At 32.8% G+C, this 19,534-nt stretch carries 19 protein-coding genes; 4 read left to right on the plus strand and 15 right to left on the minus strand.

Annotation, left to right across the window (positions count from 1 at the left end; all coding sequences use genetic code 11):
• Nucleotides 1-45: 45 nt before the first annotated feature.
• The gene (locus tag ACXGQW_RS06190; RefSeq protein WP_457821101.1) at nucleotides 46-1,560 is read right to left on the minus strand and encodes a phosphoethanolamine transferase; all 1,515 of its coding nucleotides are present in this window, start codon (nucleotides 1,558-1,560) and stop codon (nucleotides 46-48) included.
• Complete coding sequence (locus tag ACXGQW_RS06195; RefSeq protein WP_457821103.1) at nucleotides 1,561-2,538, minus strand: acyltransferase family protein; 978 nt, start codon at nucleotides 2,536-2,538, stop codon at nucleotides 1,561-1,563.
• An 80-nt stretch (nucleotides 2,539-2,618) separates the two neighbouring features.
• On the opposite strand from ACXGQW_RS06195, the gene ACXGQW_RS06200 reads away from it, so the two are divergent.
• Entirely contained in the window at nucleotides 2,619-3,089 is a 471-nt protein-coding gene (locus ACXGQW_RS06200; RefSeq protein ID WP_457821105.1) for a CYTH domain-containing protein, read from the plus strand.
• Between the two features lie 126 nt (nucleotides 3,090-3,215).
• Nucleotides 3,216-4,184, plus strand: a complete 969-nt coding sequence (gene trpS / locus ACXGQW_RS06205; protein WP_457821107.1) for a tryptophan--tRNA ligase — start codon at nucleotides 3,216-3,218, stop codon at nucleotides 4,182-4,184.
• A gap of 40 nt (nucleotides 4,185-4,224) precedes the next feature.
• On the opposite strand, the gene ACXGQW_RS06210 is transcribed toward trpS, so the two are convergent.
• The 6 genes from ACXGQW_RS06210 to ACXGQW_RS06235 form a co-directional block, all read right to left on the minus strand.
• Nucleotides 4,225-5,022 (minus strand): alpha/beta hydrolase, encoded by a 798-nt coding sequence (locus tag ACXGQW_RS06210; protein ID WP_457821109.1) that lies wholly within the window; start codon nucleotides 5,020-5,022, stop codon nucleotides 4,225-4,227.
• 1 nt (nucleotide 5,023) lies between these two features.
• Complete coding sequence (locus ACXGQW_RS06215; protein WP_457821111.1) at nucleotides 5,024-7,525, minus strand: glycoside hydrolase family 2 TIM barrel-domain containing protein; 2,502 nt, start codon at nucleotides 7,523-7,525, stop codon at nucleotides 5,024-5,026.
• 11 nt (nucleotides 7,526-7,536) lie between these two features.
• Nucleotides 7,537-8,661: an alcohol dehydrogenase catalytic domain-containing protein gene (locus ACXGQW_RS06220; protein ID WP_457821112.1), complete on the minus strand. Its 1,125-nt coding sequence runs from the start codon at nucleotides 8,659-8,661 to the stop codon at nucleotides 7,537-7,539.
• A gap of 10 nt (nucleotides 8,662-8,671) precedes the next feature.
• Nucleotides 8,672-9,904, minus strand: coding sequence for an NAD(P)/FAD-dependent oxidoreductase (locus tag ACXGQW_RS06225; protein WP_457821114.1), 1,233 nt, complete (start codon nucleotides 9,902-9,904; stop codon nucleotides 8,672-8,674).
• A 101-nt stretch (nucleotides 9,905-10,005) separates the two neighbouring features.
• Nucleotides 10,006-10,320, minus strand: a complete 315-nt coding sequence (locus ACXGQW_RS06230; RefSeq protein WP_457821116.1) for a 2Fe-2S iron-sulfur cluster-binding protein — start codon at nucleotides 10,318-10,320, stop codon at nucleotides 10,006-10,008.
• A gap of 29 nt (nucleotides 10,321-10,349) precedes the next feature.
• Complete coding sequence (locus ACXGQW_RS06235) at nucleotides 10,350-11,513, minus strand: cytochrome P450 (protein ID WP_457821117.1); 1,164 nt, start codon at nucleotides 11,511-11,513, stop codon at nucleotides 10,350-10,352.
• 128 nt (nucleotides 11,514-11,641) lie between these two features.
• On the opposite strand from ACXGQW_RS06235, the gene ACXGQW_RS06240 reads away from it, so the two are divergent.
• Nucleotides 11,642-12,493 carry an AraC family transcriptional regulator gene (locus ACXGQW_RS06240; RefSeq protein WP_457821119.1) on the plus strand — a complete coding sequence of 284 codons (852 nt, stop codon included), beginning with the start codon at nucleotides 11,642-11,644 and terminating at the stop codon, nucleotides 12,491-12,493.
• Nucleotides 12,494-12,627: 134 nt separating this feature from the next.
• Here the strand turns inward: ACXGQW_RS06240 and ACXGQW_RS06245 are convergent, their stop codons facing one another.
• The 7 genes from ACXGQW_RS06245 to ACXGQW_RS06275 form a co-directional block, all read right to left on the minus strand.
• Complete coding sequence (locus tag ACXGQW_RS06245; RefSeq protein ID WP_457821121.1) at nucleotides 12,628-13,650, minus strand: RES domain-containing protein; 1,023 nt, start codon at nucleotides 13,648-13,650, stop codon at nucleotides 12,628-12,630.
• Between the two features lie 38 nt (nucleotides 13,651-13,688).
• Nucleotides 13,689-14,627: a sce7725 family protein gene (locus tag ACXGQW_RS06250; protein WP_457821123.1), complete on the minus strand. Its 939-nt coding sequence runs from the start codon at nucleotides 14,625-14,627 to the stop codon at nucleotides 13,689-13,691.
• Nucleotides 14,609-15,493 carry a sce7726 family protein gene (locus tag ACXGQW_RS06255; protein WP_457821125.1) on the minus strand — a complete coding sequence of 295 codons (885 nt, stop codon included), beginning with the start codon at nucleotides 15,491-15,493 and terminating at the stop codon, nucleotides 14,609-14,611. The genes ACXGQW_RS06250 and ACXGQW_RS06255 overlap by 19 nt, the downstream gene beginning before the upstream one ends.
• Before the next feature lie 399 nt (nucleotides 15,494-15,892).
• On the minus strand, nucleotides 15,893-16,180 hold the full coding sequence (locus ACXGQW_RS06260; protein ID WP_457821127.1) for a type II toxin-antitoxin system RelE/ParE family toxin: 288 nt from the start codon (nucleotides 16,178-16,180) through the stop codon (nucleotides 15,893-15,895).
• Nucleotides 16,173-16,412: a ribbon-helix-helix domain-containing protein gene (locus ACXGQW_RS06265; RefSeq protein WP_457821129.1), complete on the minus strand. Its 240-nt coding sequence runs from the start codon at nucleotides 16,410-16,412 to the stop codon at nucleotides 16,173-16,175. The genes ACXGQW_RS06260 and ACXGQW_RS06265 overlap by 8 nt, the downstream gene beginning before the upstream one ends.
• A 127-nt stretch (nucleotides 16,413-16,539) precedes the next feature.
• Nucleotides 16,540-17,577 (minus strand): aldo/keto reductase, encoded by a 1,038-nt coding sequence (locus ACXGQW_RS06270; RefSeq protein ID WP_457821130.1) that lies wholly within the window; start codon nucleotides 17,575-17,577, stop codon nucleotides 16,540-16,542.
• Between the two features lie 97 nt (nucleotides 17,578-17,674).
• Nucleotides 17,675-18,856, minus strand: a complete 1,182-nt coding sequence (locus ACXGQW_RS06275; protein ID WP_457821132.1) for a phosphoglycerate kinase — start codon at nucleotides 18,854-18,856, stop codon at nucleotides 17,675-17,677.
• 264 nt (nucleotides 18,857-19,120) lie between these two features.
• Here ACXGQW_RS06275 and ACXGQW_RS06280 point away from each other — a divergent pair, with 264 nt between their 5' ends.
• Nucleotides 19,121-19,528 carry a hypothetical protein gene (locus tag ACXGQW_RS06280; RefSeq protein WP_457821134.1) on the plus strand — a complete coding sequence of 136 codons (408 nt, stop codon included), beginning with the start codon at nucleotides 19,121-19,123 and terminating at the stop codon, nucleotides 19,526-19,528.
• Nucleotides 19,529-19,534 lie beyond the last annotated feature (6 nt).

A 19,534-nucleotide genomic window follows, 5' to 3' on the forward strand; every position in this document is an offset into this window, starting at 1 on the left:
GTTTTTTCTGTAAAAAAGTTATTGTTCTAGATATCATAACCAAAATTACGGATTATTGTTAAATATACTCTTATTCGAATCGTATTCAAATTCTTTAACGTCAATAAGATCCAAAATACTGTGATATAAAAAATCTGTTGATATCCTTTCTCTTGCAATATTGGCGTTCAAATTTTCTGTTTTTTGGTGGTGATTTTTTATAAATTCATTCGAATACCATACTATGCAGGCTGGGTTCTTACTTGCATCGTTGTTCTGCGCATGTAGCCATTTTCCTTGCTCTCCTAAAGTTTCACCGTGATCTGACAGATATACCAAAACGACTTGCTTATTTTTTTTCTCCAAAAAAGTAATCAACTCATTCAAAAAATAGTCTAAGTAAACAATTGTGTTATCATAAGAATTAATCATCTCTTCTTTTGAGTTTGATGGTATATATTTAGAATTTGCAATAGGCTCAAATTTTTTAAATTTTTTTGGATATCTACCTTCGTACCACCAATGACTTCCTATCATATGAATAGTATAAAAATGACTCAAACCGTATGAATAGCTGTCTTTGAATTCATTTATCAACTCTCCATCATACTTTTTGCTGTAACTTAAGACAGAGTGTTCTACATCAATTAACTTCACTTCGTTATTTTCAAAAATAAAATCTCTGTAGCTCACCTCTGGAGTCTGATTTCCAATCCATTTAGTTTGATAACCTGATTTGTTAAGTACTGAATAAAGTGAATGAATTTCGTTTTTTTTATCTGTATCAACATCGATACTTGTTAATATTTGAGGAATGCTCTTAGAAGTGTAAGTGTTTGGTGTGTATATATTTTTGAAAGAATATAGGTTACCTTTTCCTTTTAACAATGGATTTGTTTCTCTATGATATCCGTTAAGTTCAAGATTTTTTGCTCTTACGGACTCTCCCAAGACAAATACAATATCTATCTTATTTTTGGCATAGATCTCCTTTCTAATCTCTTTAATATTTAGAGGCTTTAATTCAAAATATTTTTTCAATTCAAAAGCTATAACATAAGGCATTCTTCTCTTGAAAACTCCATTTTTCTTAGCTTCAAACAGAAAAAACATTAAAATAGAAACAAAAGCTAATACTGCTGCTTTTAACACAAATTTTACGTCAAAACGTATTTTAGAATGTAATATGTTCAAATGTAAAACAACTAGAAAGCTTGAAATAGAAAAAACGATAAAAGGCAAAGAAACGCTATCTAAAAAAATATCTAGTTTGGATTCTAAGGTAACCTTAATTAAATCTACAGAAACACTAATATCTAAGGTGTAAACCCAAAAAGCAACCATAGATAAAACAAAAAAAATCGGGCTGAAAATTATTCTAAATATCCATTTGTTTAAAGTAAACAGAAAAGTAAAACCAAATAATGTAAATTGTAACAACCCAAAATGGATTAGATATACAATATAGTCTTTAAAGTCAATTAAGGGTATATGTACGTATGATGAAAGACTTATTAAAAGTCCCATGCAAACATTTAGGTATAAGTAAAAACCAACTTTATCTTTTGCATTTAAATTCATTTATTTTCTTAATATTTTTCCGTTAAGAATGTTTGCATATCTATTTACAAAAAAAATCACTGGAATTATTAATAAAACTTGAACAAAAGAATATAATAATTTTTCAATCTCAGTAAAGTTAAAATATTTAACACCTAAAAACAATAACAAACAAAGCTTGATTACTGACATAGCTCTTTGTTGAGCAGCAAGTACTGTAATAGAATTCAATCCAAAAAAACTCAACCATTTGAATATTGGAAAGTATTTGAAGAAGCCGATGTAAAACAATGATCCCGACAATCCATTTAAAACAAACAATACATAATTTCCATAATCAGATTTAAATAAATTGATTCTCGTATTGTAACCGAATAGAAATAGATGAACTAAGCCAAACATCAAGAAAGCAAACTTTTTTTCGCTATATAGTATTTGTTTCTTAAAATAACAGCCAAAAGCATAAAAAACAAGACATACCATAGCAACATCTATACTCCACGGAAAATGGTGCTCGGTATAATCTGATAAAAAATAACCCATTAGTGATATGAAGCAAATAAGTACATATTTTACCCTTTTCACTGGGATATTTTCAAAAACCTCGAAAAGAATGAACACCACAAAAATCATCGGCAAAAACCAAATTGGCACCCCCCAATTCATGTAATCGTTTCCTCCTTGAGCGTAGAAGATTCCTACAAAATTCTTCCAAATAGACAGATTATTTTCCTGACTTTCACCAAAAAATCTACCTATAAACAGCCAGAAAACGAAAAGCATAATAGACCATAAAAAATACGGAACTAGTATTCTTTCAATTCTTTTTTTTAGAACTATTTTATCAAATTCTTTAGGATGAAACAATCCAGCAATCATTAAAATAAGGGGCAATACAAATGAGCTAATGTATACTTCTGCGCTTGGACTGTTGTTTATATAAAGAGTTAATATTATTACGAAACCTCTTATTTGATCTACCCAAGGTATTCTCTTCAAAATTCTTTATTTTATATTTGATGTAATAGCCAAAAATGACATTTAGCTATTTTTTTTTTTCGACTAAATTAACTTAAATAATGGAATTAGAAATAGAACGCAAATTTTTAGTAGAAAGTCTAAATTTTATCAAAGAAAGTTTTCAACATGATAGAATTGAGCAGGGTTACTTAAATTCCAATAAAGAAAGAACTGTTAGAGTAAGAATTAAGAATAATGAAGGGTATTTAACCATTAAGGGAGCCTCTAATACTAGCGGTACAACTAGATACGAATGGGAAAAGGAAATTGATATGAATGAGGCTCAAGAATTGTTGAGTATGTGCGAACCGAGTATCATTCAAAAAACTAGGTATTTGGTAAAGAAGGGAGCGCACACGTTTGAAGTTGACGTTTTTGATGGAGATAATAGCGGGCTAATTGTGGCAGAAGTAGAGTTAAATAGCGAATCTGAATACTTTGAAAAACCAAATTGGTTAGGAAAAGAAGTAACTGGCCAAACAAAATATTATAACTCTCAACTCAGCAAAAATCCTTATAAAAATTGGTAACTCATTTTCAAATCATGCTACAGTAGTCGTTTTAGAATTTAAGTTTTACAAATAATATAGCCTTTTAAGTATTCTAGTTTTTTAACGAAAGTGTACTTTTGTGCAAAACATAATTTTTTAGAGGAAATGGCAAGAATTTTAACTGGAGTACAAAGCACAGGAACCCCTCATTTAGGAAACTTACTAGGAGCAATTATGCCTGCCATAGAAATGGCTAACAATCCTAATAACGAATCGTTTTTGTTTATTGCAGATATGCACTCGTTAACGCAAATAAAAGATGGTACAACATTAAAGCAAAACACTTATAGCACCGCAGCTGCTTGGTTGGCTTTTGGTTTAGATATTAATAAAACTGTTTTTTACAGACAGAGTGACGTACCTCAAACTACAGAGTTAACCTGGTATTTAAACTGCTTTTTTCCTTATCAAAGATTAACACTAGCTCATTCTTTTAAAGATAAAGCGGATAGATTAGAAGATGTAAATGCAGGGTTATTTGATTATCCCATGCTGATGGCTGCTGACATTCTTTTATATGATGCTGAAATTGTACCCGTAGGGAAAGATCAGTTGCAGCATTTAGAAATTACGAGAGATGTTGCGAGTAGATTTAATCATCAAATGGGAGATACTTTTGTACTGCCTCAAGCCAAAATACAAGATACTACCATGTATATTCCTGGAACCAACGGTGGTAAAATGAGCAAATCTCAAGGAAACATTATTGACATTTTCTTAGATGATAAAAAGTTGAGAAAACAGGTAATGAAAATAGAAACTGATAGTACTCCTCTAGAAGAACCTAAAAACCCTGATACTTGTAACTTATTTTCGCTGTACAAAATTTTAGCTTCTGATGAGCAAATTGCAGAAATGAGCGCTAATTACAAAGGAGGTAATTACGGTTATGGACACGCAAAACAAGCCTTTTACGAATTGTTGATTGATACCTTTGCTGAACAGAGAACTAAGTATAATTATTATATGAACAACCTTGAAGAAATTGACAAAGCTTTGTCTGTGGGAGCTGAAAAAGCAAACAACATAGCTAACAAAGTTTTGCAAAGAGTTAGAACTAAAATAGGATACTAAAAAAAGAGCTGAAATCATTAATTTCAGCTCTTTTTTTTTATTATAGATTGTTGAAAAACCTCAACGTATCTTTAATGTGTGTTTCCCAATAAACCCATTCATGCTTACCTGAGAATTCCTCGTAACTGTGAGGTATATTTTCTTCTTCTAACTGCTTATGTAATGTTCTGTTGTGTTCTATCAATTCATCATCTCTACCACAATCAAACCTAAAAGGAGGTAATACTGATTTGTTTTGTTTCATCAGCTCAAATACAGACTCGTTTTTAGATAATTCCTGCTTATAATTCTCTAAATTCTCCTCCACAAACAATTCCATTTGCGGAATGTCCGTGATAGAACTGTGCCCCGATATTCCTTTAAAAGTTTTAGGGTATTTAGCTCCTATTCTTAAGGCACCATATCCACCCATAGATAATCCCGAAATGTAGATTGGAGAATCATCCGTAACTACCTCTATATTTTCTTTTACCGCAGTAATTACATCTTCTGCAATCCACTTTTCAAAGTCCAAATTATTGTGGGGCAAATAAGCTGAGCCATCTCCCCATAATCCATCAGAAGGCATAGCAATAATCATAGGTTTGATTTCTCCAGTCTCCATCATTTCTTGAGCTGTTCTGTGCACACCCGCCTTTTGAGACCAAATCCAAGCACTTCCATAAACCCCATGCATTAATACCACTAGTGGAATATCTGCTGACATTTTAACCTTAGGAACGAATAAACAAATATCTCCTCTTCCTTTTAAATTATTTGTTTTAACCGTAATAAATCTCAAATTATCCGATTCAAATCTCGGGTCTGAAATTTCAGTAGTTTTAAATTTAGATGCCATATTAATGTATTTCTAGCTGATTACTAGTTGCTTGTAACTTTTTAGTGGTTGTCTTTAAAATTACTTTTCCTTTTTTTGTGGATTGTACAAAAATTACTGCTTGACCATTCAAAAATTTTCTCCTAGGCTTAGACAAGTTCTGCATATTGGTAGGATCTCCATTTCCAGAAGCTAAGAACTTAGCTGCCCCCTCAACTTCAATGGTCATATTTTTATTGAAATGTGGGCATAGGTTTCCGTTCTTATCCACCACAGAGACTACATAAACTCCCACTTCTCCTTTTTTGATAGATGCTATTTCTGGCTCAATTACAATATGATCAGGAGCCCCAGCTGTAACCCTAGTTACTTCTCCTACTTTTTTATTTTTTTTGTTATAAGCTACTACTTTAATTTCTCCTGGCTCGTACACCACATCATCCCAAACAATGGCATAGGCTTTTAACAAATCCCAATTTCCACCCCCAGAGGCAGGAACATCAATGGTATTACTTTCAAACTTTAATTCTTTTAACGGTTTTTTAGTTTTAATACCGTAGCTCTTTCCGTTTACAAATAATTCTGCCTTTTCATGAGAAGTATAACAAGCTACAGGGAAAGATTTAACTTTTAGTTCAGGCCATGTCCAGTGTGGAAAAACGTGAAGCACCTCTTTATCTTTTCTCCATTGCGTTTGGTACAGATAAAATTTGTCTTTTTCTAAACCAACAAAATCAACAGGTGCAAAATAAGAACTACGCGATCTGGCACTATGATACGGAGAAGGTTCTCCCAAGTAATCGTAACCTGTCCAAACAAACTCACCATAAACACTTTTGTTTTTTTCTTGAGAAGCAAATTCCTTAAACGGAGGATATCCCCAAGGTACGTTAGTCGTTTCAAAGTTTCCTGGATGACCGTCAGGATATACAACCACCCTTTTGGTATTCCCTCTTTTATTTTTGATGGTATCAAATACTACAGGAAACTTGTAACTATTACGAACGCTTACAGAACCACCAGTTTCACTGGCATAAAATTTTAATTTTGGATAGTTTTTTCGAATGTATTCGTAAATACTAGGTTTGTAATTAAACCCAGCTACATCTACAACACTCGCCATACCACTCTCTAAAGCAGCTTTTACGGTATTAAACCCTGCTGTGGTTGCTCTTGTAGTGTCTACCGTTTTAACAATGTCATGTAAATATTTGGTGATGTTATTGGGGTCGTGTTTGTATTGTTCTAAAATTTCGTTTCCTATACTCCACATAATAACACTCGGATGATTTCTATCCCTTAAAATCATATCCGTTAAATCGGTTTTAGCCCACTTATCAAAATGGTTTGCATAACCATTCACTACTTTTCCCACCTGCCATTCATCAAAAGACTCGTCAATGGCTAATAGTCCTAATGAATCACAAATATGTAATGCTTCGGGAGCTGGAGGGTTATGAGAAAAACGGATAGCATTGACTCCCATCTCCTTCATTTTATTCATTTGTCTCAAAAACAATTCTGGATAAAATGCTGCTCCTGTAGGACCCAAGTCGTGATGCATATTCACTCCTTGAAATCTCACTTTTTTGTTATTTAAATAAAAACCATCTATCTCAAAGCGGATGTCTCTAACACCAAAAGAGGTAACATAAGTATCTACTTCTTTAGAACCTTGCAACAAGGTTGTTTTAAGCTTGTACAAATTTGGATGCTCTATACTCCATAACTTGGGTCTATTAATTTCGAATTCATCGTTTACTAACAGGCTATCTTGAATCGTTATCTCTTTGTTTGTAGATGAAACTTCTTTTCCGTTAGCATCAAAAATTTGATTTTTAACAGTAAAATTTCCTTGTCCTAGCAATTCCAAATCTAGCTTAACCGTTGCTTTTCTCTTCGTAATTTTAGGAGTTGTTACAAAAGTTCCCCAGGTTTTAACATGTGCATTGTTTGTTTTAACAATGGATACTTTTCTGTACAACCCTGCTCCAGGATACCAGCGAGATTGGCTATTAAAATTCTCTAGCCTAACTGCTATAGAATTGTTTCCTTCTTTTAGGAATTTAGAGATATCAAAATAAAAAGAAACATAACCAAATGGTCTTTGACCTACATATTTTCCGTTAACGTACACTTTGGCATTACTCATCGCACCATCAAAAAGCAATTGCCTTTTGTCTTTTAGCGCTGCTGCTGATAGTTTGTAATTGGTTCTGTACCAACCCACTCCAACATAAGGCAAAGCCCCACTTCTTCCGGCTCTGTATTTTGGTTTTGTTTCACCATCTTGCACCACTACCGTTAATTGCAAATCATTCGCAAAGTTAAATTCGCCTTGGGCAGCCCAATCGTGAGGTATGATTACTTCTTTCCAGTCTGAATCATCAAAATTTTCTTGAAAAGAGGCTCCATCATCGTATTGAGAGAACTTCCACTGCTCCAATAAAGTAACTTCTCTACCTTGAGCGTGGATAAAACCAAACGTTAAATAAGTAATTAAAAATAGTAAGTGCTTCTTCATCTTTTTTAAATTTAATTAAAGGTAATTACCCCTTTGGCATTTTTACCGCTCAACATATCATCAAACGCTTGCTGTAAGTTATCCAAAGTGTAGGTGTTAGTAATCATTTCATCTAACATTAAATCTCCTTTGTCATATAGAGATTCTAATTTTGGAAAATCCATTTCTGGTCTTGCTCCTCCATATAGCGGATTGATGTATTTTTTGTCCCATTCGAACAAACGCATATCTACCGTAATTTCTTCTTCAATACCACTTACCTGAACCGCAGTTCCCGCATTGCGAACCATGGCCAAAGGAGCTACTCCTAGGGCAGGAACGGCAGTACATTCAAAAGCAAAATCTGCTCCTCTACCACCTGTCATGGTTTTTACCGTTTCGGCAGCATTGGTTAATCCTTTATCATTTCTGTCAGCTAAAATTACATCAGTAGCACCGAAATCTTTGGCCATCTCTAAACGATTTTCGTTGATATCAATCGCAATAATTTTTGCAGCACCAGAAATTCTAGCAGCTTGTATTACGTTTAGTCCCACTCCTCCAGTTCCAAGTACCACGACGGAACTTCCTAAAGTTACTTTGGCTGTATTAAAAACAGAACCACAACCTGTCATCACTCCACAACAAACAATGGAAGCAGCTTCAAAAGACAATTTTTCACTCTTCTTTTTTACTACTGCTGATGAACGTACCAAACTGTATTCTGATAAAGTACCAATATTAAAAGAACGCTCTATAGGAGTATCGTTCCAAGTAGTCCCTTCAATGGCTACATGCCCTCCAGGTAATTTACCTGCATGGTTGGCAATTACTGGCGAATTGCTCTCGCATATATGTTGGTTTCCTTCCTGACACTGAAAACAAGAATAGCAAGGGGTTGCCCAGTTTAAAATGACCTCATCCCCTACAGATACGTTTTCAACATCCTCTCCAATAGCTTCTACAATTCCTGCCCCTTCGTGTCCTAAAACAATAGGCATTCCCCAAGTTAAAGAATCATGATCTGTGTGACACAAACCTGAAGCCTTCATTTTCACTAAAACCTCGTCTTTTTTAGGTTGATTAACTTTAATCGTTTCTATGGTAAATTTTCCATCTCCTACAGAAATGGCTGCTTTACATTCTATTGCACTCATGTGTGTGTGTTTATTTTTTTATAATCTCTTTTAAGTTTGATGTAGCATCTGCTAACAATTCTTTATCAATAACAGCGTTTGTTTTGATAAATTTTGTTCCCAACACATAGCTTTTTCCATCGTTAATGGCATCTACAGCTAGTAACTTATCTTCTTTAAAATACCAAATAGAGAATTTTTTATCATTTTCTTTTCTAACTACAGAATTGTCAAATCCGTTAGAGAGTCCTACAATTTGTAGTTTTACATCGTATTGATCCGACCAAAACCAAGGTAACGCATTGTAAATTGTTTCTTTTCCACAAATATTGGCAGCAGCTACCTTTGCTTGATCTACTGCATTTTGAACAGATTCTAATCGCACATGGGTATCGTAAATTGTGTTGTAATGATAAGTACAATCTCCAATAGCATAAATAGCCTCTTCAGATGTTTTAGTAGTCTTATCAACCTCTATACCATTGTTAATGATAACCCCAGCCATTTCTGCCAGCTCTGTATTTACTCTTATCCCAACTCCTACGATGATAATGTCTGCTTCGTATTGAGAACCATCATCACAAATTACAGTGCTTTGAGCATCCTCCGTTTTAATTTCTGTTACTCCTTTGTTTACGCAAATATCAACTCCGTTAGATTTGTGAATGTTGGTAAAAAAATCAGATAGATAAGGAGTGGTCACTCTCGCTAAAATTCTTTCTTCACGCTCTAAAACGGTTACTTCTGCTCCTAATTTTTTTAAAGATGCAGCCGTTTCCAAACCAATATAGCCTCCTCCAATAACTACCACTTTTTTCTGTGTACTTGCGTGGAAAGCTTCTCGTATGTTAGTAACATCCGTAGCGTTACGCAGTGTGAATATATTTTTTGCTTGTTGAATTCCCTTAATAGGAGGTACAAAAGCTCTTGCACCTGTAGAAAGCACTAAAGTATCGTAGGACTGAACTGCACCATCTGATAACGTAATGGTTTTTTGTTCTTTGTCAATTTTAGTCACCTCTTTTCCTAAAGACAACGTAATATTGTCTTTTTTATAACTTTCTAAAGGTCTTAGCAAGTTGTTTTGAATGCTGTCTTCTAACTCCAAATACTTTTTAGATAGTGGAGGTCTGTGGTAAGGAGTTGTTTCGTCCTTATCAAAAAGAATTATATTTCCTTCCCAACCTTCTTTACGCAAAGCAAAGGCAAAATTTACCCCTCCATGACTTGCTCCTATCACGACACATGTTTTATCTACGGACATTTTTTTATTTTTTTTGGTGATATCATCACTGAGTATAAAGGAACATATAATGTTGAGTTGAACTCAAAATTGCATCATACTAATGCTTATACCCACTAAATTTAATCTTCTTTAGCAACGGTTAATTCAATTCCGTCTAAAGCCTCTGTTACTTGAATTTGGCAACACAATCTACTAAAATCAGATACGTTATCTTCTAACTCTAACATATCAGCTTCTATTTCTTCTGGTTGACCTACTTTTTCCATATCCGCTTCTGCTACAAAAACGTGGCAAGTTGCACAAGAACAAACTCCTCCACAATCTCCATCTATTCCGTCTATTCCGTTATTCACAGCTAGTTGCATTACGTTTCCAGAATCTCCTTCTACTGTAATTTTTTCGTTCTCTTTGGTGATAAAGGTTATTTTAGCCATCTTTTATTTTTTTAAATATTATTTGTGTTTTATTGTACTCCGTTGAATTTTACTTTTAGTGAATTAAAGCCTACTTTTCTTTTAAATTCCCCTAAGTCTTCAATATTATCTTCGCAATCTAAAATATCTATAGATTGAATTTTTTGTGCCATTTCTGAAACCACAATTCTTAATAAAGCTCTTGCATGCGTAGCTCCCAAACAGTTGTGCGTTGCAAAACCAAAAGCTACGTGTGGATTCACTTTTCTATCTAACACTACCTCTTCTGCATTGGCAAACGTCTTTTCGTCTCTATTGGCAGATGCCCAACATAAAGAAACTCTAGATTGTGCTTTTACCTCTTGCTCACAAACCTCTGTGTCTTGTGTAACTACTCTACCCATATGAGTTAACGGAGAATAATATCTAATTAACTCCTCTACAGCAGTGGGTATCATTTCTGGATCTTCCTTAATACGAGCTATAGACTCTGGATGCTCAGCAAAATAAGAAATAGAATTGGTAATTGCGTTGATTACAGTGTCTCGTCCCCCTGCAAAAGTCAATATCATGACTCCTTTTACCTCTTCCTTGCTTAGTTTTTTCCCGTTGATTTCAGAATTTAACAGCTTTGAATACAAATCGTCTGTAGGATTGTTATCAGCTCTTTCAATTTCTGCATCAATGTAATCGTATAAAATATTGGCTTTGTCTCCGTCTAAATGGCTGTCTTCACTTCTAAAAACATGTGTACCCCAGTCAATCCAAGTTTTAGATTCCTCAAAAGGTGTGTTTAATAATACGGTTAAAGCTCGTGATTGAACTACTAGAGAAAATTCTTCTACAACTTCTATATTTTCTTTGGTAACAACGTCTTCTAAAACTGTGCTGACGATGTCTCTTAACTTATCTTGATACGCTTCATCGTTAGGTCTTTTAAACCAAGGTTCTACTAAATTACGATAATCAGTGTGCTCTGGCGGATCTACTTCAAAGGGAATTTGTCTGGTATCTCGTATAGCTACTTCTGATGGTACAACAATACGACCAACTTCTTCTCCTCCAGATTGAAAGGTCTTCCAATTTTTGGCCGATTTACGTACATCTTTTAATCTCAATAGAATTTTTACAGGATCATTCTGATCATCCATCTCTCCAAAACCTCTTTCGGTTCTTGCATGTCCGAAGGGACATTCCATTTTACTTTTTTCCATATTTTAGTGTCATTGGCTTTTGCAAAAATGATACTATTATTTGTTGAAAATTTTCCGAATATTATCAATTAATTGAACTATATTAACGCCATATTTTATATTATCCATTAATTATGAATTAAATTGATTTGAAAGCAATAAAACAAGAAATCTCTCAGGAGTCCAATCAGTCCTTTACTGTTAGTGAATTTAAAAAACCCTATTTTGATTCTCCGTGGCACTTCCACGTTGAATATGAGCTTACTTACATACATAAAGGTCACGGAACCAGGTTTGTAGGAGATAGTTCCGAGCTATTTAAAGAGGGAGACATCGCATTGGTTGGGTCTTCTGTTCCACATTATTGGAGGTGTGATGAGGTATTTTATAATCAAAAAGAATTGAATTCTCATAGTATCGTTATTCAATTTAAGCCTAGCTTATTTTTTGATTATCCGCTCCCAGAAATGAGAAATATACACGCAATGCTTAAAAAATCTGCTAGCGGAATCGCTTTTAAGTTTAGCAAGGCTTATCAGGAGGATTTTTTTACCATTTTACAAGCTCAAGGATTTGAACAATTACTAAAGTTTTATGAATTGTTACATAAAATGAGTAAAGATTCTGAACAGAGACTGCTTTCTGTTTCCGAAGATTCTCAACTTTATCAAGCCAAAGACAGTAAAATTTTTCAGGAAGTGATTAATTATGTTTTTAAAAATTTTAAGAACGAAATCTCTTTAGACGAAATTTCTGAAAAAACCCATATGTCTACTCCTGCTTTTTGTAGGTACTTTAAAAAACGTACCAAAAAAACTTTTACAGAGTATGTAAACCATTTAAGAGTTGCACAGGCTTCTAAATTATTAATAGAAACGGATTTGAGTATTTCCCAAATTTGTTATGAATGTGGCTACAATAGTTTGAGCTATTTTAACAGACAATTTAACAAGCACAAAAAAATAGGTCCAAAAGAATATAAAAAATTACATGTTAATTAACTTGAGGCTGTGTATGAAACGTTGTGTGTAAAAGGCACTAACTTTTCGGATGAACACAGGACTAATTTTCAAATAAGAACTAACTTTTGGAAAAGCTTTTATTAGTTATGTTTGGTGCTAGCTATTTGCGTTAGTTATTTTTCAGTTTTAATTTCTGTATAATTGAGTTTTATACTGTTTATATCATAGACTTTGGTTTCTTTACATTCAAATTTATCAGGATTGAAAATCGCTAAATTATAACCTTCATCGTCTAGTGAACTTTGATATTCTACACCATCAAAGCCAAGAGACTTTATATATTCTGAAATGTACTGAGTTGGTATGTAGTCTAAATCTTTATCCTGCTTTCTAATTGGTAAAGAAATTTCTTCTTGCAAAGTTTGGATAAACGAACCATAAATTAAAAACAATTCAACAGCATCATTCTCCGACCAGCTAATAATATCATATTCTGGGTTTCTTAAATCCAAGATTTTAATATCATCTTTTAATCTAAACTCAGCAACACTCGCATAGTCGAACAAACTAGATCTAGATTCGTAAAATGTTGTTTCTATTCGACTGCCTAGATATAAATAAGAAATTCCTTTTGGGTTAGCTCTTCCACTAGTAGCAAATTTCTCTGGTGGATTCCACATATCCTTATTTTCATATCCGGTTTTATTAGAAATTCTACATCTGTAAAAAGTTCTACCTTTTTTTATAATTTTTGTAAAAGACTCACTTCTAAAAAAGGTTTCAAGAACATTTAAGTCTATTAAGTTGGCTCTACTAATATGAAACCTATTTTTATGTTTGATTTCTGCTTTAAATCTATCCCAAATACTTTGAACTTCATTTGATTTGATGTCTAAAAGTTCTTTGGACTCTTGTGATACATTATTTTCAAAGAGACCTGAAAACTCTGCATATTCTGAATGAGCAATGGCTTTGAAAAGAGATTCGCTATTTTTCAAACAATTACTTTCTATAATTTCAAAATCCTTATTAATAGAATCCCAAAGCGAAAGCTTAGAGCTTTCATCAGCTTTATAAAGATTAAAGATGTTTCGAAAAAAAGGTAATAGTTCTTTTGCTAAGTAAATATTGGTGTTTTCTGTTCCACAAAAATTACAATTTCCTTTTTCTTTGTTCGATTGAATAATATTTGTCAAATACGAACTTGTAAAACAACTAGTGCAACAATTCATACTTATATATTATTGATGACTAATTCTATATGATTGATTGTAGATATTTTCTTTATACTACCTAAACCTGGAAAATGTCCTCTGCTATGCAACTCTTTAAAAACCCTAATGCCTTCTGTTTCTGTAATATTAGTTTCGCTACACCAATTAACAAGTTTTTGCAATGCTTCTGCAAATTTTCCCCCAATATCTGATGAATCTTGATTTGAATCCGATGTGAAATGCCTTATTTTTATTTTATCTTGGTCAATATAAGACAAGTGTATTGCAACTGCTCTAGGTAAAAAACCTGACTCTGAATATATATCTCCTATCGTAAGAAAATCGCTAAATCCTACAAAATTATCATCTGAGTAATATTTATATTCTTCTGAAAAGTCACTTACGGGAATTTGTAAGTAATCAGCATTTCTGTCTAGCTTTCCAAAATAATCATCTAAACTAACTCGAGTATCTTGGTTGAACTCTCTGTAATATCTTCTACTAGTTTTTGAGAAATATATTAGATTATATTTAACTTCTAAATTAGCATTGAGTTGTTCGATTGAATTTTCGCCTATTTCAGAATTATGAATTAAAGTATATCCATTGTGATTTATAGCAATTTGATTAGTAAACTCTAATAATTCAGCAATTCCTTGTTGAGTTATCTTGTCTACAATTATACTTAATTGAAAATTTGTATAACCATTTAGGTTTTCTTCTAATATTTCAATAAGTGCATCAGAAGAATTAATAAAACCGCCAACTCTAGGATTTATTATAAAATTAAAATTAATGTTTTTTTCAATAAGCTCTTTTAATGTACTCCTCAATGTACTAGAGTCTTTCACAGGTTCAATTATCGGTGAAATTTTCTCACTTTTCGAAGACATAAGTGCACTAATTTCTCTTAATGCTATTAATTCAAACTGTTTACCTCTTAAATACGGGAAATACATAAATTGCTTGGTTTATTTAGAAAAGAGTTTAATTCCTCATATTCTGGCTTAGATAAATTTAGAGAATAGCAAATATGTTTTAAATAATTAGGTACTCTGTTATCCTTTAACAAATCAGGGTTTTTAATATTCCTTTTCTTTAATACTTTAATTGCACTTTTTTGAAAATCTTCAATATGAATATTCTTTGAAAGATTAAGGCATTCTTTAAAAATTAAAGTATTTGGTACTTTAGGAATTTGAAAAGAATTTGCTTTCAATACATTAACATATTCATTTTTTCTCAATGACTTAAATATTGATGAATGGTCTAATAAATCTATATTTGATAAAGCAGGTTTAATTTCTTTAAAACTATTTTTTTGGGTTAGTTCAATTATTCCAACTTTAGTTTCTTTATATAATTCTATTAACTTTTCAATATGCTTTGAGCTTGTAACAATATATACCTCTGTTGCAAATGAATAATAATCAGAAATCTGTTTTTCTAATTTATCTAGTCCGTCAAGTTCTGTTTTAATTTCAAAAACTCGTGCTTTCCCATTAAGCAAAACAAAGTCAGCAATTGAGTTTCCTATTTTAAACTCGTTTAATGCAATTGTATTCTTAAGACTATATTTTTTTATTAATTTTTTATTAATAAGTGCGTTCTTATATACATATTCACTACGATATGATTCCAACAGTTCATTGTAGACATTATCTAATAACTCTAAATTAGTTATTGAATTAGAGAAAGTTGTATGTTTTCTAATTCTTTCAAAAGTATTAACATAATCTTTTTTTCTAACAATTTTATTGAAATTGGCAGTTGAAAATATTTGAGATAAACTCCTTAAGCTTTCTATGTTATCGTTGATATTCATTATCTTTCAGAGGTACAAAAAAACAATTTTTTTTATTCCCAAACAGGTTTGAATTAAAATGATGTTGCTTTTAACTAACGTCGACTCCTTACATCCATACAGTTCAAAATTTATAAATAATAAACATTAAACTCACTAAGGAGCAGGAAAAGGTGTGTTTGGTGAATTTCATCAATTTCCTTTAAGTTTTTCAGAATTAAATCCAATGGTTTTTATTGAGCTTAGTGTAAGAATTGATAATCGGACGAGCCACTTATCTTAGACTTATTTATAGTTTTTTCTTTATCGACTTAAAACTAATCAAATAAGTTTAAGCGGACAAAGTAAAGAAGCCAAAAACTTCAGGAAAGGAATAAAAACCCACATTAAGTATAGACTTTGTGGGCCACAGTTATGTGACTAAAAAATGTTTTCTAAGTCTTGCTTACCAATTATAGATATTACTTCAACAAAACTTTCATTTATTTTATAATATATATTATCAGATCCACAAGGACAACGTCTATATCCTTTTCTAATAAAATCAGCAGACTCAAAGGAACATGGTCTTTCAGCTATCATATCAAAATGTTCAAAAAACGTTTCAAAATATTTGTCTGCTTGAGTCATTCCAAATCTTTTCACTCCAAATTGATGAATTCTTATTAAATCCTCTTTAGCGGAATTACTCAGTTTGTATTTAGCCATTCAACAAAGACTTAGATTCAGCCAAAATATCCTCTTTTGTCAAAGAAGTAAATCCGCTTTTTTCTGCACTTTCAAGTTTAGAACTGATCCAATCTATTTTTCGTTGTTGTTTTCTAGCTTGTCTAATTAAATCATTTACTAATTCGCTTTTACTAGAATATTCCTGACTGTCAACTTGAGATTTCAACCATTCGTCATTTGGTTGAGTAAAAGATATACTTTGTCGTGCCATAATTCATTTTTGATGTAAAAATACACCAAAAATGAATCTTTTGCAAATCTATTTATTGTAGCCGACTCCCTATATCTACACCACTTAACGTATCTATAAAATCTTGAAAACGAACATTAAACTCTCACTAAGGAGCAGGAAAAGGTTGTGTTTGGTGAATTTCATCAATTTCCTTTAAAATCTCTTTTGATAAAGTAACGTGAATAGTTGCAATATTTTCCTTAAGTTGACTCATTTTTGTGGCACCAATAATATTAGACGTTACAAAAGGTTGTGCATCTACAAATGCTAATGCCAATTCAATTAAAGTTAATCCATGTTTTTTTGCTAAAGCATCGTATTTTTTAGCTAATAACATGGCTTCTGTATTGCTGTACCTGTCATAGTTAGGAAACAAATTTAACCTAGATCCTTCGGGTGAATTTCCATCGAAATACTTACCCGTTAATACTCCAAATCCTAGAGGAGAATAAGGCAGTAACCCTACTTTTTCTCTCATTAAAACCTCTGTTAATCCTACTTCTAAATGTCTACATAACAATGAAAAAGGATTTTGGATGGTTTTGCATCTAGATAAACCTTTTTTATCAGCCTCGTTTAAATGCCTCATTGCTCCCCAAGGAGTTTCGTTAGACAAACCGTAATGACGTATTTTTCCAGCTTTTACCAATTCATCCATCGCTTCTACTACTTCCAAAATTTTGTCGTCCCATTGTTCTTCGGCATCATGGCTATACATTAGACCGCCAAAATTATTGGTATTTCTGTCTGGCCAATGCAACTGATAAACATCAATATAATCCGTTTGTAAACGTTTAAGGTTTTGTTCAACCGTATTTAAAATTAACGATTTAGTAAACTGCTGAGGTTCTCTTATGTAGGATAAATTAGGATTGGGACCTGTGATTTTGCTCGCAAGAACCACCTGATCTCGTTGCTGATTTTTTAACCAGGTTCCGATAATTTCTTCGGACCTCCCTTGGGTTTCTTCTTTAGGAGGCACGGCATACATTTCTGCAGTGTCTACAAAATTAATTCCCTGATCAAAAGCGTAATTTAACTGTTCATGACCTTCGGATTCGGTGTTCTGTTCTCCCCAAGTCATGGAACCTAGGCATATTTTAGAAACTTTAATATCAGTATTGGGTATGTGTGTGTACTTCATTTATATTTTATTTTTAAACGCAATTAAAGTACATAAAAAAAAGGTGTTTCGAAACTTCGAAACACCTTTGATCTTTATTTATAACAAGTATTCTAACTTATGACAAAGCAGCAATACCTGGTAACACTTTACCTTCCATGTATTCTAATAAGGCTCCACCTCCTGTAGAAACATAAGATACATCATCTCCAAAACCTAAATTGTTAATGGCTGCAGCAGAATCTCCACCTCCAATTAAAGAGAATGCTCCATTTTCTGTGGCATCTTTAACAGCTTTAGCTATTTCAATAGTACCAGTTGCGTATAACGGAATTTCAGAAACTCCCATAGGTCCGTTCCAAATAACTGTTTTAGAATCTTTAATCACCTTAGAGAATAACTCGATTGTTTGAGGTCCAATATCAAACCCTTCCCAGTCTGCTGGAATGTTTCCTCTCAACACTACTTTTGTATTGGCATCGTTAGAAAAATCATCTCCTAATAAGTTATCAATAGGGAAAATTAATTTTACTCCCTTAGCTTCTGCTTTCTTCTCTAATTCTAGTACGTAATCTAACAAATCATCTTGACAAAGAGACTTTCCTATTTGACCTCCTTCTGCTTTTGCAAAAGTGTAAGACATTCCTCCTCCAATAATAATATTGTCTGCAACGTCTAATAATTTTTCGATGATTAAGATTTTATCAGAAACTTTTGCACCTCCCATAATGGCAGTTACAGGCTTATCTCCACCTTTCAAAACTTTATCTGCATTTACCAATTCTGCTTCAATTACGTAACCTGCTAATTTATCTTGAAAAAATTGCGCTACGATAGTCGTAGATGCGTGTGCACGGTGAGCCGTACCAAAAGCATCATTTACGTAAACATCTCCTAATTTAGACAATTGCTCTGCAAAACCTAAGTCTCCTTTAGTTTCTTCTTTAAAGAAACGTAAATTCTCTAACAACAACACTTGCCCTGGCTCTAAAGCAGCAACCGCAGCTTCTGCCTCTGCCCCTACTGTTGCAGCTACAAAGTTAACTTCTACTCCTAAAATTTCAGAAGCGGTTTTTACAATGTGTCTTAAAGAAAACTGATCTTCTACTCCTTTTGGACGACCTAAGTGAGACATTAAAACTGCTGATCCACCATCTTCTAATATTTTGATGATTGTTGGCTTAGCCGCTTTTAATCTAGTTGTATCCGTAACATTAAAATCTGCATCTAAGGGAACGTTAAAATCTACTCTTATTAAGGCTTTTTTACCTTTAAAATTAAAATCATTTACTGTTTTCATATGTCTAATCTAAGTTGATTGGTCACAAATATAATGCTTGTAAGCACTAAAAGAATTCATTTGTAATGAAATTAACTAAAACGTTTTAAATCATTTAAACAAACAGCTGGTTCTCAAAATTTATCTTCTACAAACGCTACATGTAGTTGCCAACTCATGCTCACTATTTTAGTAGCAATATGACAAAAAACAGCTATTATACTTAAAAAAATCAGAAAGTTAATTTGTTGGATATCTTAATTTTAAGTTCTAAACACTGGAATAATGAAACGCAATTTAAAACTTCTACTTTTACCTTTATTGGTACTTTCAATATGCTTAACTGTGATTTGTTGTGGTCCAAAAGAGCCAATTGCCACCTACACTGTTGATGCCAAAACGAACAAAAGTTACATCGTTTCTATAAATGGAGAACCAATAGGTAAAAATCCTACACTAACACTTAAAAGAGGTGAAACTTATGAGTTTAATGTTGTAGCATATGGTCATCCGTTTTTTATCAAAACAAAAAAATCTGTGGGAAAAAGCGATACTTATGACAAGGGCGTAACCAACAATGGAGCCAATGAGAGTGTGCTTTTATTTTCTATACCTAAAGATGCTCCTGATGTTTTATACTACGTGTGCCAATACCATAAAATGATGAGTGGGGAAATTAAAATTGTAGACTAGTTATAG

Source organism: Wenyingzhuangia sp. IMCC45533 (assembly GCF_054111225.1).

Bases quoted from the DNA above. Each gene is read 5' to 3' on its own strand.
- ACXGQW_RS06190 (WP_457821101.1), bottom strand. From the start codon at position 1,560: ATGAATTTAAATGCAAAAGATAAAGTTGGTTTTTACTTATACCTAAAT.
- ACXGQW_RS06200 (WP_457821105.1), top strand. From the start codon at position 2,619: ATGGAATTAGAAATAGAACGCAAATTTTTAGTAGAAAGTCTAAATTTT.
- trpS (WP_457821107.1), top strand. From the start codon at position 3,216: ATGGCAAGAATTTTAACTGGAGTACAAAGCACAGGAACCCCTCATTTA.
- ACXGQW_RS06210 (WP_457821109.1), bottom strand. From the start codon at position 5,022: ATGGCATCTAAATTTAAAACTACTGAAATTTCAGACCCGAGATTTGAA.
- ACXGQW_RS06215 (WP_457821111.1), bottom strand. From the start codon at position 7,525: ATGAAGAAGCACTTACTATTTTTAATTACTTATTTAACGTTTGGTTTT.
- ACXGQW_RS06220 (WP_457821112.1), bottom strand. From the start codon at position 8,661: ATGAGTGCAATAGAATGTAAAGCAGCCATTTCTGTAGGAGATGGAAAA.
- ACXGQW_RS06225 (WP_457821114.1), bottom strand. From the start codon at position 9,904: ATGTCCGTAGATAAAACATGTGTCGTGATAGGAGCAAGTCATGGAGGG.
- ACXGQW_RS06230 (WP_457821116.1), bottom strand. From the start codon at position 10,320: ATGGCTAAAATAACCTTTATCACCAAAGAGAACGAAAAAATTACAGTA.
- ACXGQW_RS06235 (WP_457821117.1), bottom strand. From the start codon at position 11,513: ATGGAAAAAAGTAAAATGGAATGTCCCTTCGGACATGCAAGAACCGAA.
- ACXGQW_RS06250 (WP_457821123.1), bottom strand. From the start codon at position 14,627: ATGTATTTCCCGTATTTAAGAGGTAAACAGTTTGAATTAATAGCATTA.
- ACXGQW_RS06255 (WP_457821125.1), bottom strand. From the start codon at position 15,493: ATGAATATCAACGATAACATAGAAAGCTTAAGGAGTTTATCTCAAATA.
- ACXGQW_RS06260 (WP_457821127.1), bottom strand. From the start codon at position 16,180: ATGGCTAAATACAAACTGAGTAATTCCGCTAAAGAGGATTTAATAAGA.
- ACXGQW_RS06265 (WP_457821129.1), bottom strand. From the start codon at position 16,412: ATGGCACGACAAAGTATATCTTTTACTCAACCAAATGACGAATGGTTG.
- ACXGQW_RS06270 (WP_457821130.1), bottom strand. From the start codon at position 17,577: ATGAAGTACACACACATACCCAATACTGATATTAAAGTTTCTAAAATA.
- ACXGQW_RS06275 (WP_457821132.1), bottom strand. From the start codon at position 18,856: ATGAAAACAGTAAATGATTTTAATTTTAAAGGTAAAAAAGCCTTAATA.
- ACXGQW_RS06280 (WP_457821134.1), top strand. From the start codon at position 19,121: ATGAAACGCAATTTAAAACTTCTACTTTTACCTTTATTGGTACTTTCA.